We start from the raw sequence: 12,326 nt of genomic DNA, 5'->3' as shown, positions 1-12,326 counted from the left end.
AATTTTTTTATCGTATTATTCTTCACATGCTCTAAGACTTTACAATGATAAACTTGTTAATATGCCTTATGGCACTATGGGAGGGAATATAATGAGCAAATACGACGAAGCCATGAAGCTGCTGGAAGAACAAGTGGGGAACAAGGACGGCCTAATCTCTTTGTCCACCATCACGCTGGAACCGGGGGCCAATGGCACAAGCCGTCCCGCCGCCCGCATTGTGGATGCCTATTATGAGGACGGCGCGTTCTACACCGTCACTTACGCGACCTCAGGCAAGATGCAGCAGATCGCCCAAAACCCCGAAGTCGCCGTATGTATCATCGTCGAGAACTTTACGGCAGATGGTATCGGTGAAAACCTGGGCTGGGTATGTGACGAGAAAAACGCCGGGATGATGACCAAGCTGCGCACAATATTCGCCGATTGGTATAACGAAGCCAATAACGATGAGGACCCTAACACATGCCTGCTGCGCATCCGCCTGACCAAGGGCCTGTGGAATGACGCCCATAAAGGGATCAGAAATGAGATTGATTTTGTCAATAAGACGGCAAATTAAAGAATAATCGTATTTTCGGTACATATCTCTGCTGGTGAACTACCATCCACCTAAGAGGTGGCGGCTTCTTGGTCAATGAAGCTACTGCTCCAAGTTTACCCAAGCTCAAAGGCTAGTCCCTAGCCCAATCATTGCAATATCACATGGCTAGTTTCAGTAGGTTTTGAGCAGCGTTTACATCGCGATCATGATGCACGTTACATTCTGGACAAGTCCACTCTCGCAAGGCGAGATTCTTCACCTCTGCGTTCTTATAACCGCAACAGGAGCAAAGCTGACTGCTTGCATAGTGCTTAGGGGCAATAATAAGTTCTCTGCCATACCATTGAGCCTTATATTCAAGCATCGAACGGAACATACTCCAAGATACCTCGCTAATCGCTTTTGCAAGTTTGTGATTCTGCATCATATTCTTTACACGTAAGTCTTCCATCACGATAACTTGGTTTTCGTTTATCATTTTGGCAGACGTTTTATGCAAGAAGTCTTTACGCTGATTCGCTATTTTTTCATGTAGCTTGGCAGCTTTCAGCCTAGCCTTATGACGGTTATGGCTTCCCTTCTTCTTCCGCGATACATCCTTTTGCAGCTTCGCTAATCGCTTTTCAGACGTACGCAAGTATTTAGGATTGGATATGATTTCGCCATTTGAAGTCATAGCAAAGTCTTTCAGCCCAAGATCAACGCCAATCTTCGTATGTATTTTGGGCAACTGGACGATATCCGTTTCAACCAATACGGAAGCATAATACTTTCCCGTTGGTGTTTTTGAAATTGTGCATGATTTGATCAGCCCCACGAATGGGCGGTGCAGCTTGATTTTAATGCCAGTTTTCAGCTTTGGAATCTTGAGATATCCATCCTCTATAGCCACTGTTCCATTTTGGTTATTCGTTGTGAAGCTATGATTATTCGTCTTCTTGCTCTTGAATTTAGGAAATCCCGTTTTCTTATCCCGAAAAAAATTCTTATAAGCCTTGTCTAAATTCAGTTGGGTATTCGCTAAGGCAAGGCTATCGACTTCTTTCAGCCAGTCGAATTCCTTTTTGTATTGTGCGGGTGTATTCCTCAGCATCGTTTCCGTTTGCTTGTAATGTTCAATTTTATCTGCAAGCATTCTGTTGTAGATGAAGCGAACGCATCCGAACACTTTAGCGAAGTAGTGTTGTTGCGCATGGCTTGGATAGATACGGTATTTGTAGGCTTTCAGCAATGGCGATCACCCTTTCACCCCTTGGTTTTCGATGTATTTTTGAATGACGTCTATTGGCGCTTCACCCGTTGTAAGCAAGCAATAGGAGCGTGACCAAAAAGCCTCTTTCCAAAGTGATGTTCGGAGGGTAGGAAACTCCTTCTTGATCAGCCTGGATGATGCACTCTTATAAGCGTTGAGAAATTTAGAAATGTCGGTATTAGGATGAGTTTTCATTAGGATCTGAACGTGATCCCTGTCATGATTCCATTCCTGCAAAGTCACATTGTAAGTAGTCTGAATGGATGCAAATATCTCTTTCAGACGTTCGGATATGGGATCTGTAATGACTTTCCTACGATACTGGATGACTAGAATAAGGTGAAAGTGAAGGGAGAACACTGAATGGTTATTCGAATCTAATTTCATTGATTTCACTGACCTTTCCAAGATACGACTGAATACTTTTATTATAGCATCTTAGGCGGTTAGAATCCATGTAGATTAGACCGTTTCCATTCATCCCCCACTTAAAGAAGATGGGAGAATTCTGTCAACTGAGGGTTAAATTCTTTACATTCGAAAATCCCGTGCTACTATCCTCTGTCAGAGTTACATCTATTTTTGTTATACCTTCAGGTACTCTCCCCATGTCGAAATTAATTTTATGAACTTTTGTATTGCCCACTTTCTCGGATGGTAAAAGAGTAGCTACACCCGTTGTTTATTGATGAAACTTTCCTTATCATTGCCCTTACTTGAGCGGGTATACTCTATGTATATCACAGTAAAGATGGAACGCTAGAGGAGGCAGCGCCTGTATGGAGAACCATGACTTTTCATCCGCATTGGGGGAATTCATCAAATCACGCAGACACCGGCTTCAGCCTGAACATGCGGGAATCAACCCCTTGCCTGGCCGAAGACGTACTCCGCGTATCTCGCGCCCCAAAGAACATTGAGGAACCCAATTTAGATGCCATTCTCACGCGTTGTTCACCGTAATGTATCTAAGCATAAAGTACGGGAGCATGATTGGGGTGACTTACCTGGCCTTTCCGGAACAGTGGGTAGAGGTTTGGGCTGTGGCGCATTTATGAATCCGAGCGACTCAGCTTTAGGCTCTGCCCTGATCTCCGTTCTCCAGCATATCCAGCAACAGACTGGCAAGCGGAGCCGGAAATTGCACGCTTTGCGCCTCTGACAGCAACAGACCGACATCCTTCTGCGGAATTTTGCTTGCGGATACGGATGCTGACTTTTCGGCAATCATTTTGCCGTAGCTTTGATAGATTGGGGCGGTAAACAGTGTGCTGGTAAGCATATTTACCGCCGCAATGGGATCAACACCGCTGCGCTCAGCTATTCCTAGTGCTTCTTCCATGGAGCGTGCGGCGGAGACAATAAGGAAGTTGCCGATCAGTTTGACCATTACAGCCGAACCGGCTTCCTCGCCGAAGTCGAAGATCCCTTTAATCGGATTCCGGGATGTACTCGATTTACTTGTTTTGAAACACATCAACCGCTCCATTAATCAAAGGATGTACTTTAATGTCGTAGTCAACATTAATCTTCATATTTTCCCAATGCTTCATCCATTGCTCATCTGTTATTTCTTTAGAAAACGCCTTAAGCGAATGGGTTCCGACCTCTAAGGGATCGACTTTCCAACGTTGCATTCTTTTTAATAAATCTGACGTTTGTTCCTCAAGGTAGACCTCAATTTCATGGATTAAATGTTCCAATTGTTCCTCACTTTGAATATTCAATTCTCCCTGGTATTCCTCAATTCTTCCTTTCAATCCGACATGTAAAGACAAGGATGAATAGTCCCTTGATAGTTTCATGCGAACGTTGGATCGAATACGTCCTAAACTGATTGATAACTTTGGAATGGCCAAGACTTTTAGGAAATGATTGTTATCCAGAAGTTGAAAAATATTATCGTCCACGTCTTGAATGACCATTACTTCTTTATCGTTTTGGAAGAGGGCGGTTCCTACGTAATCGAAATTGTTCTTATCCGAATGAAAAACCGGCAGGATCGGATCCTTAAAAGGGGAATATACCTTCTTCATAAATTTATGAATATTGACGATGCTCATTTCACCTTGATTATGCTCCTCGTAATGCTTTAACATCCGATACAGAAAATAATCTTGGTTGTCTTGCTTCGTCAATTGATTTTTTATGTATTCATCAAAATCACCTCTGACAATCAACAAATAGACACGCATTGAAATATCGGGATCAACCAGTATGGTATTGATCAGCTTTTCAATGCCTCCCTTTTTTGCCAGCTCCTCATTAATTAATAACATTCGCAGCTGCCCCTGCTTTAATTCCCGGTAATAAATCAAATTAAACTTCTGGTCTCCCTGCTTTAACAGATTGACTTCCTTGGAGAGAAGACGTTTTTTTTCTTGGATGAGCGGTGGTACTAAAGTGCTGATTTTCAACTTTCCTTCCGTCCCCTTGTCAATCGACCAGAAAACTACCGGAGCAATCTCTTCGATCTTATTGTTCTCAACATATGGAGAAGAACAGCCGGCCATCCACATAAGGCTTACAATCGCCAATAAACCATAGTGCTTGTATGGTACCATGCCTACATACTCTCCTTTCGTTTAACTGCAATGAAAAGGATCGTAGGAATAAGTAAATAAATGCATGAGCCGATCCAGATTTGAAGGTTCAGTAACATCTTTTGACCCGGAACCGTTTGCCATAACCACTGATCCATTAAGATGATGCTTATCAAAATGACGAACCAGCTCGATAATAATCCGAACCGAGTCGTGCGTTCTTTCATTTTTCTCATAAAGATTCTTCCGGCTCCATAAAAACATAATAGAAGAATTGAAATGTCAAACACATAATTAAACATATGGAACGAGATAAGGATGTAATCGATTCGTTCTAAACCGTTCGTTTGAATGTAGCTTCCCATATATCCTATCGGAAAATCGATCTTGCGTAAGTAGTACGAACCGTAAAACAATACCGAAGCAACGAACAATAATACATATTCCATGATCGACATCATATTTCCAATGACCAGGTATTTCGATATTTTTTTTTTGGAGCTTAACCATGGAACCATAAAAACCAAATATACCGGACTGGAAAATGCCGACCAAATAAACAACAAACTTTGCCATGATTGTCCTGACCATTCGGTGGGTATGAGAGGATACAAATCGCGGTAATTTGCATCCGGTTGAAAGAAAAAAGGAATAAACATAACTGAGATCCAAGCCCCGCAAAGAAAGGCGATGACGACAAAACGCAATGTATTCTCCATTCCATGTGAAGCCACATATAAGCTGATCAAAAGAATGATTAAGATCAGCCATCTTTTATCCATAGATGGAAAAATAAAATTATGAAGCATTTCAACGTATCCCAGAGTGACGATTGAAATTTTCAACAAAATTATCAAAAATCCAAGTAATGCAAAAACTTGAACTGTCCGTTTCCCGAAAAGCTGTAAAAATCCTTGATAGCCTTTCGCTGCATAACTGGAAGTAAACCATTTGGACATCATCATCAAGTTAAGCTGGGACAGTAGGCCCATCACGACAATTCCCCAAACCATATACGGATGAACCAAATAAACCGGCATGATCAAAATAAAATAATGCATTTGCATGCGATTCACTAAGAGAAGGAAATAGATACCGCCAAGAGTGGAAGTTCGATTAAATAAGGATATACTTTTCACTTCTTCATCTCCTGTCGCCATTTCCGTAGCGGTTTTAGATATTTCGGACGCGTTTTCATCCAAATTAATGGGCCGCGGATAAAGAGGTCATTCCAATCCTTCCCATAAAATGGAGCGATCGGTGCTAAATAAGGTTGACCTAATGACGTTAATGCATGAAGATGTGCAAGAATCCCGATTAGCCCGATCACGATTCCCGGCAACCCAAGAAACGATGCAAGAATAAGAAGAAGAATTTGCAGCAGCACCATTGATTTTGTCACTTGATAATTGGGAACTAAAAAGAAAGCAATAGCGGATATGCCCATCAACACGATCAGTACTTTACTTGCAAAGCCTGCTTCTACTGCAGCTTGTCCAATGACGATACCACCGATAACCCCCAATGTTTGACTGGTTTTGGTCGGCATCCGCAAACTTGCTTCTTTGATGATTTCCAGCGTTATGATCATGAAAAATCCTTCCGCAAACGGAGTAAATGGCAATTTGCTTCTCGATTCCAATAATACGTAAAGAAGCGGCAGCGGAACCATTTGGTAATGAAATGTCGTTAACGCAACATAAAAAGGGATCATCGTCAAAGAAACAATAAAACTTCCGTACCGGATTAAACGTAAAAAACTGGCTACCGGCCAACGAAGGAAGTAGTCTTCCGGAGATTGGAGCAGATGGAAAAAAGTAATGGGAGCAATTAAAGCAAACGGTGAATTGGCAACCAATAGCGTCAGCTTTCCCTCACCTAAGGCGTAGGCACAGGCATCCGGCCGATCCGTTTGTAGAAACTGCGGAAAGACCGTATGGTTATGATCTTCAATAAAAGCTGCAAGCTGAGAGGAGTCTAAAAATTGATCAAAATCCACACTTTCAATTTTCTTTCTTGCAAGAATAACAAATTCTGGATTAGTTAATCCGTCTATGTACATTAACACAACTTTCGTTTTACTCAGTGAACCGATAGTAAAGCTTTCCGTTTTTAATGTCGTTATAGGCAAACGTCTGCGCAACATTGTAATGTTTTTATCGAGTTGTTCACTGAAGCTGTCTTTCGCTCCATATATAACGGTTTCCGTTTGGGAAGGTTCAACTGCCCGGCCAAGAGGGTTTTCCAGTTGGACGCCTAACCACTGATCGTTGACGGAATCGTTTAGAAGAATACATCCTTGCATTATCTTTTGCTCAGCATCTTCGACAGATAGAACTTCCGAAACTTTGGCATTGGTTATGCATGAAGAAAGCGAACTGCAAGCAGAACGCTGAAGCGGCTGAATAATTGTCTCGTTTAAACGCTCTGAATCGATTAACGTTTTTATGTATAAAAGATGGACTGACGCACTGGGGCCCATTCTGAGCTCAACAATTTCGGCATCATCCATCTGGTTTAATTTCTGTTTTAATTCATCAAGCCATGTTTCAACCATAGTCTTCTCCTTCATTAAAGAATTCTGAATCCTGCGGTTGTATCTTGCCCTTTAATCTCAAAAGTTAAACTACATTATGGTCATCTGATATTACTTAGTATGAACTCTCGCCATGCTACCCCTGCCTGATGTGATCGACGTTCCGGTTCATCAGATGCCGGACCACCCTGCTATAGATTATTTTCTTGAACGGGCTGAGCCCTTGCGGATGACCACTGAAGAAGGCATCGGGGCTGTCGTAGATCCCGAAATCCTGCACAATTCCTTCTTTTTGCACGTAGGTATCATTTTCGTTCCAATAGATATCCGGCTTTTGAAAATTATCGGTGGCAACGCCATACCCGCAAAATGAACCCGTACACTGTTCAAATTTCTGCTGAAGCTTGGTCAAATAGGGAATATCCAGTATAAACCCTTCGATGTTCAACCACTTGCCTTCATATAGCACTTCAACCCAGCTATGAATAATCTCCCGGGGGGACAATTTGTAATACCACCCTTTCATTGCCCCCTTTTGCAGCTTCTTGTCAATGGCAAATCCATGCATACGGCAAGGCACGCCCACAGCCCTTAACAACGCCATAAACAGCACACCCTTTGTATTACACTGACCGTAGCCATCCTGCAATACTTCCGATGCCGGAATATCATCCGCCCGGTTATAGCCGAACCGGATTTCATCACGGACGTAGTTATAGATGCCGAGAATTTGGTCCTTCCTGGACATCGAATCCCACTGGCGGCTGTGAACAATTTGCCGGATCAATGAGTGAGAATAGTTCAGCAATTCAGTTTCCTTCAAGTATGCACTCATGGAACACACCTCCTGCACCCATTTTACGGTTAATGAAGGCTGGAAACTTTTAAAAAGACGCTATCTTTACGGATATCCTTCGCCGTCATACCCAACAACTGCTTGCTGGTGGCAGCGAAATGGGACGGACTGTCAAACCCTGCAGCCATCGCCGCATCCGTAATGGTGAGCCCTCCAAAAATGAAGTAGGTTGCCTTTTGCAGCTTGTGCAGCACCATGTATCCGCTAAGGGAAATGCCCGTATTTTCTTTGAAAAGATGCGACAATCTGCTGTTGGACAAACCTAACTGCCGGGCGTATTGACTGACGGAGTGTTCGGAGTCGGTGCAATCTTTGATGAGCTGAATAAACTCTTTTATCCTCGGATCAACAATAGCGGTGTTCATCTGCTGTACGCCCAATAGCATCAGGAGTTGTCCCAGAAAAGAACGATAGCTGTCCGGGTCCTTAACGCCGGCATACTCTTCTTGCACAAATTCGCGGATGCTGTTCATCATTCCTTGCGTAAACACATGGTACTTCTGCCCCTCCAGAACCCGCTTAAAGCTCGCAGCCAGCTCAGAGGTGCTGTCGATCAGAAGGAGCATCAACGGGTGTCCTGCCTCTTTTAACCGATGAACGACGTTCGAATTAATAATGATGCCTGGACAACTCAAGCTTTGCCCCGCCACCTCAATGTCAAATTCGCCCGTTAATGAGATCGTCACCTGTAAAAAAGAATGCCGGTGCTCTTCCGCATCAATCGAATCAGACACCACCATCAAGTGATGCTCCGCTCCATATAAATTCATCATGTTCTAATCACTCCAGGCTTATTTCCTTATAAAATTACGAAGGTACCCGATCTATAAACGTTATATCTCAATTTGCGAGCATTCTAAATCACTGTGATCGAAACATAAGTGCTAAGATCCTGATTTTATCATTAAGTCCAGCTTATTAACATAAGGGGTGAGCGCCTTCAATAACTTTTCTTGATTCTGTATCTCTTCAGTGGAAAGCCGGTCCATATGGACACTTCCATCAGAATCAGTTGCCTTGGCATCATAGCCTTGCAGCTCAACGATTATTGGTTTAATCTCCCTAAACTCCTGTTTAGTAAGCTTCTGTTCAGCTTTTTCAAGCAAGTTATCCCAGAAGGCAACCCGATCTACATCAGATGCCCTTGCCTTGGGGACTTCCATTTCGTTCAATTTATTGAAATAGGGTTCAAGCTCCGTCTGTAATTTCTTATATGCCTTCTGTTCTTCTGGATCAAGCTGTTCCAAGTGAAAAACGCCCGCGGCATCTGTCGCTAACAGATTGTAACTGCCCAATTCCTTCAATAGTAACATCGCGCTGGTCATTTCTTTCTCGCTAAAAACGTGCTTCATACTTTGCAGTTTGGTCTCGAACTCCTCATATTTTTGCTGGGTCACTCCAATGGTAGCTGCTGCTTCTCTAGAACCATATACACCATCTGCCAAATAATGATAGCCAGCAAAAGCTCCAGTTGGAATGATTAATGTAGCTGCCAAAACAACTGCCACGAGCCACTTCCTTTTCATTCGTCTTCCCCCTTGTACGGTTATGATCTGATTTAGTATTTTTTCCTTCAGTTCCGGTGGCGCTTTTATATTTCTTGCCTCTTCCTGCAGGACTATTCGTAACTTTTCATTAAAATTCATGCAGATCCTCCACCTTTCCCTTATAAAGGGATTGATTCTCTGGCTTGTGACGTAACTTGCGTAGTGCAGCATGAATACGGGATTTCACGGTACCGAGAGGGATACCCAGGATCGCGGCACTTTCTTCCTGTGATAATTCATTTAAATAATGTAGAATGATCACCTGCTTCAGCTTATATGGGAGACTTTCTACACTGGCAAGTAAGGATTTATTGGAAATCCCATCCACAACCTCACTTGTGAATTCAGGTTTCATTCCCAAGTTGACCTGCTCTGCCTTTTTGAGAATTCTGAGCTGCGTCCACCTCTTTCTTCGATAGGCATGAATCTGCCGCATTGCTATCCCCATAAGCCAAGGTCTAAAGGGACGACTGACGTCAAATTGTTCAAGGGATCTGCGCATTTGAATATAAATCTCCTGAACAATATCATCCACCTCGGATTTTTGGCGAACGAGGAAATGCACGGTTTGATATACATCCTTGATCGTAGCCTCATATAGCTCATTGAAAGCTTCACTACTTCCGGCTAGCGTAAGTATAATGAGCTGAGAGTAATCTTTTGGATGCTCCATCCTTCCCCCTCCTTCGGACTTACACTATATATTGGTCAATAGAGAATATTTCGTTCGATTTTTTTCAGCCGCTACATTTATCATCCATAATGACAGTATTGTTAATGAAAGCTACTTTGGCTCATATGAGTATCATTCAAAGATACAATCTGTAATGCCGTCAACCCGGTTTAATGTTGCTTCAGTAAGAAAGTCATATATTGGCTTTGCGATCAGCTTGGCCTTATACCAAAATAAGCTCTCAAGCATTGATGATTATATTTCAGATTACTTAGAGGATCTAAACCTAGCTGCTGTAAAGGGGGTGAGAGTAAGACATTTATTAACGCATACTCACGGGCTCAAAAATAACCATGAAAAACTTTTTCCGCCGGGAACGAATTGGAAATATAACAATATAGGGATCAATATGCTCATTAGATTAATACGAAAGTTATTTGAAGCGCCCCTGTCAGAGGTCCTTCAACAATATGTTTTTAAACCTTGCAAATTCATTGAGACAGGCTGGTGTAAGAATAGAGAAGCCAATTTAGTATGGTTAAATGAAGAATATGCTGATGACCAAGGGGGAGACGCCAATCTTTTTGTAAGTGCCCGTGAATTGGCTTTTTGGGGTTACCTTCACCTGAACCGTGGACTCGTTAATGGACAACAAATTGTTCCGAAATAGGTTATAGAACAAGCTACAACTAATCAGAGCCCAGCAAATCTTGATGATACATTGCCTAGGAATGGCTTCGCTTGGTGGATTCAGGATAAGCCTAGAGCTATTTCTGAAATAGGAAACACCGTCCCACCCGGATCTTACCAAATGCTAGGCCTAACTGGCTGTGCCTGTTTGATTATTCCTGAACATCGGATAGTCGCGGTTAGAATGTATAACCAAGTAGGCCCAAATCCGCCAGGGTACGACTACTTGGAGGATATTAAGGCATTTGGAGACAAAGTCTTATCGTGTACTTTGAATTAATGATAAATTCCACTAGTCGTTTTACCACTACTTATGATACGGTTCACCGCGCTGTCTGTAACGGCAAGGGTTGAGGCTGAATTCAGCCTCTTTATACGTCTAACCCCTTGCCGCCAACGGGGCGAAGTCGAACCGGTTCTACGCCTGCGATTAAAGGACGGGCGCGTTGAATGACGGCCAGCACGTCTTCGTTCTTAAGAGAGTCGGCATGAGCCTCGGCATTGCTCCACAGCTCAGTAACCCAGATCGTATCGGGGTCGTCTTCGGATTCATTGATAATATAGAGCTCACAGCCCACCATATCCTTCAAGCTACGAGAAGCTTCCAGCAGTAATGAAACGAGTTCATCCCGTTTCCCGGGGCTGGCCGTCAATTTTCCGTACATCGCAAATTTGTTCATATCTACTCCTCATCCCTTCTTATCCTCTGATTTTATTTGCATCGCTTCGTAGTATTTAAACATTTCGAGGCTGACCCCAGCCATTCGGTCGATTAGTATTTGCGGCTCAAGTATCTTGAGAGACTTCCCGTACGGAAGAAGAAAGTATGGAACATATGTCCGCAGCGACGGTTCTCCTAGCTTAAAAAGAGCTTCGCCGGGCTGCCTGCGTTCGATCAGCGCATGACCAAACAGCCAATGCTTACACAGCTCGTTAAGCGCGTGTTCGTGTCCCTGAATCCTTACGATGACTAGCGTCTCGGCTTCGAGCGAATCCGGAAATAAAGAATGCAAGAGGAAATCCCTCGCGGAAAAGGCAGCCGGACGTTCGAAGCGGGTATCCCCCGCCGCCAAGCGGACGATGCAATCCACCCGGAAGCTTCGGATCTCTTGCCGCAGCCGGCAAAACCCTGCAACGTACCATATCCCTTTCCAATGCACGATGCCGTAGGGGTCGAGGACCCGATGGCTGGGAGTAAGCTCCGGTCCTTTGGCATAGTCCATGTTCAGCGACTCTCCCCGGGCTGTGGCCTCCTCTAACCGTTTGAGCAATTCAAGTTCTCTCGCGTCCGTGGGTGTCTGGATGACGGCAAGCCCGCTGCTATGTCTATTAATCCACTCAAGTTGCTCTTCATTCGTGTATCGCTTCAGCTTATCGACCGCTCGAGAGAGCGCATCCGTGAACGGATAGCCCGCTTCCCGTGCGAAGACGGATGCATGTACGAGTGCCTTCTGCTCTTCGGAATCGAAGAGCAGCGGAGCATCGACGAAATCACCGAGAAGCCAGTAACCGCCGTTCGGACCGGAATCGGCAATAATCGGGGCTCCGCTCGCACACAGTGAATCAATGCACCGGTATACGGTGCGAACATGAATCTCCAATTCGTCTGCAAGCTGCTCTGCCGTCACCCGCTTTCCCGAACGAAGCAACCATAGGATGGACAGCATATTATCTGCTTTTGACAA

At 43.8% G+C, this 12,326-nt stretch carries 14 protein-coding genes; 2 read left to right on the top strand and 12 right to left on the bottom strand.

Annotated elements, in window-relative coordinates:
- Nucleotides 1-91: 91 nt before the first annotated feature.
- Nucleotides 92-562, top strand: a complete 471-nt coding sequence (locus MKY64_RS27920) for a pyridoxamine 5'-phosphate oxidase family protein (RefSeq protein ID WP_340957020.1) — start codon at nt 92-94, stop codon at nt 560-562.
- Between the two features lie 139 nt (nt 563-701).
- Here MKY64_RS27920 and tnpB read toward each other — a convergent pair whose 3' ends face one another.
- The 10 genes from tnpB to MKY64_RS27865 all read right to left on the bottom strand — a co-directional run bounded on the left by tnpB (nt 702) and on the right by MKY64_RS27865 (nt 9,951).
- Nucleotides 702-1,775: an IS200/IS605 family element RNA-guided endonuclease TnpB gene (gene tnpB / locus MKY64_RS27915; protein ID WP_036722997.1), complete on the bottom strand. Its 1,074-nt coding sequence runs from the start codon at nt 1,773-1,775 to the stop codon at nt 702-704.
- A 6-nt stretch (nt 1,776-1,781) separates the two neighbouring features.
- Entirely contained in the window at nt 1,782-2,183 is a 402-nt protein-coding gene (gene tnpA, locus MKY64_RS27910; RefSeq protein ID WP_036722998.1) for an IS200/IS605 family transposase, read from the bottom strand.
- 688 nt (nt 2,184-2,871) lie between these two features.
- On the bottom strand, nt 2,872-3,273 hold the full coding sequence (locus MKY64_RS27900; RefSeq protein ID WP_235191782.1) for an NAD-binding protein: 402 nt from the start codon (nt 3,271-3,273) through the stop codon (nt 2,872-2,874).
- Nucleotides 3,254-4,360, bottom strand: a complete 1,107-nt coding sequence (locus tag MKY64_RS27895; RefSeq protein ID WP_036722999.1) for a Ger(x)C family spore germination protein — start codon at nt 4,358-4,360, stop codon at nt 3,254-3,256. Before MKY64_RS27895 ends, MKY64_RS27900 begins: the two co-directional genes overlap by 20 nt.
- A gap of 2 nt (nt 4,361-4,362) precedes the next feature.
- Nucleotides 4,363-5,478, bottom strand: coding sequence for a GerAB/ArcD/ProY family transporter (locus MKY64_RS27890; RefSeq protein ID WP_036723001.1), 1,116 nt, complete (start codon nt 5,476-5,478; stop codon nt 4,363-4,365).
- Nucleotides 5,475-6,896, bottom strand: a complete 1,422-nt coding sequence (locus tag MKY64_RS27885; protein ID WP_235191784.1) for a spore germination protein — start codon at nt 6,894-6,896, stop codon at nt 5,475-5,477. Before MKY64_RS27885 ends, MKY64_RS27890 begins: the two co-directional genes overlap by 4 nt.
- Before the next feature lie 115 nt (nt 6,897-7,011).
- The gene (locus MKY64_RS27880; protein WP_036723003.1) at nt 7,012-7,710 is read right to left on the bottom strand and encodes a transglutaminase-like domain-containing protein; all 699 of its coding nucleotides are present in this window, start codon (nt 7,708-7,710) and stop codon (nt 7,012-7,014) included.
- 29 nt (nt 7,711-7,739) lie between these two features.
- Nucleotides 7,740-8,504, bottom strand: a complete 765-nt coding sequence (locus MKY64_RS27875) for a helix-turn-helix domain-containing protein (RefSeq protein WP_036723004.1) — start codon at nt 8,502-8,504, stop codon at nt 7,740-7,742.
- A gap of 111 nt (nt 8,505-8,615) precedes the next feature.
- A complete protein-coding gene (locus MKY64_RS27870) occupies nt 8,616-9,377 on the bottom strand; it encodes a DUF3600 domain-containing protein (RefSeq protein WP_036723006.1) in 762 nt (253 codons plus the stop codon).
- A complete protein-coding gene (locus tag MKY64_RS27865; RefSeq protein WP_036723007.1) occupies nt 9,367-9,951 on the bottom strand; it encodes a sigma-70 family RNA polymerase sigma factor in 585 nt (194 codons plus the stop codon). Before MKY64_RS27865 ends, MKY64_RS27870 begins: the two co-directional genes overlap by 11 nt.
- Before the next feature lie 31 nt (nt 9,952-9,982).
- Here MKY64_RS27865 and MKY64_RS27860 point away from each other — a divergent pair, with 31 nt between their 5' ends.
- A complete protein-coding gene (locus tag MKY64_RS27860) occupies nt 9,983-10,621 on the top strand; it encodes a serine hydrolase domain-containing protein (RefSeq protein WP_162174665.1) in 639 nt (212 codons plus the stop codon).
- 391 nt (nt 10,622-11,012) lie between these two features.
- Here MKY64_RS27860 and MKY64_RS27855 read toward each other — a convergent pair whose 3' ends face one another.
- Nucleotides 11,013-11,321: a putative quinol monooxygenase gene (locus MKY64_RS27855; RefSeq protein WP_036723008.1), complete on the bottom strand. Its 309-nt coding sequence runs from the start codon at nt 11,319-11,321 to the stop codon at nt 11,013-11,015.
- A 9-nt stretch (nt 11,322-11,330) separates the two neighbouring features.
- Nucleotides 11,331-12,326, bottom strand: coding sequence for a helix-turn-helix transcriptional regulator (locus MKY64_RS27850; protein WP_340957007.1), 996 nt, complete (start codon nt 12,324-12,326; stop codon nt 11,331-11,333).

This window comes from Paenibacillus sp. FSL R7-0210 (genome assembly GCF_038009085.1).
In the GTDB taxonomy this organism is placed as follows: Bacteria; Bacillota; Bacilli; order Paenibacillales; family Paenibacillaceae; genus Paenibacillus_AQ; species Paenibacillus_AQ silagei.
The sequence above is the reverse complement of the archived record's forward strand: the minus strand, read 5'-3'. Positions and strand labels throughout refer to the sequence as shown.

Excerpts from the sequence above, each read along its gene's own strand:
- MKY64_RS27880 (WP_036723003.1), bottom strand. The coding sequence starts at position 7,710 with ATGAGTGCATACTTGAAGGAAACTGAATTGCTGAACTATTCTCACTCA.
- MKY64_RS27865 (WP_036723007.1), bottom strand. The coding sequence starts at position 9,951 with ATGGAGCATCCAAAAGATTACTCTCAGCTCATTATACTTACGCTAGCC.
- MKY64_RS27885 (WP_235191784.1), bottom strand. The coding sequence starts at position 6,896 with ATGGTTGAAACATGGCTTGATGAATTAAAACAGAAATTAAACCAGATG.
- tnpA (WP_036722998.1), bottom strand. The coding sequence starts at position 2,183 with ATGAAATTAGATTCGAATAACCATTCAGTGTTCTCCCTTCACTTTCAC.
- MKY64_RS27920 (WP_340957020.1), top strand. The coding sequence starts at position 92 with ATGAGCAAATACGACGAAGCCATGAAGCTGCTGGAAGAACAAGTGGGG.
- MKY64_RS27895 (WP_036722999.1), bottom strand. The coding sequence starts at position 4,360 with ATGGTACCATACAAGCACTATGGTTTATTGGCGATTGTAAGCCTTATG.
- MKY64_RS27875 (WP_036723004.1), bottom strand. The coding sequence starts at position 8,504 with ATGATGAATTTATATGGAGCGGAGCATCACTTGATGGTGGTGTCTGAT.
- MKY64_RS27900 (WP_235191782.1), bottom strand. The coding sequence starts at position 3,273 with ATGTGTTTCAAAACAAGTAAATCGAGTACATCCCGGAATCCGATTAAA.
- MKY64_RS27870 (WP_036723006.1), bottom strand. The coding sequence starts at position 9,377 with ATGAATTTTAATGAAAAGTTACGAATAGTCCTGCAGGAAGAGGCAAGA.
- MKY64_RS27855 (WP_036723008.1), bottom strand. The coding sequence starts at position 11,321 with ATGAACAAATTTGCGATGTACGGAAAATTGACGGCCAGCCCCGGGAAA.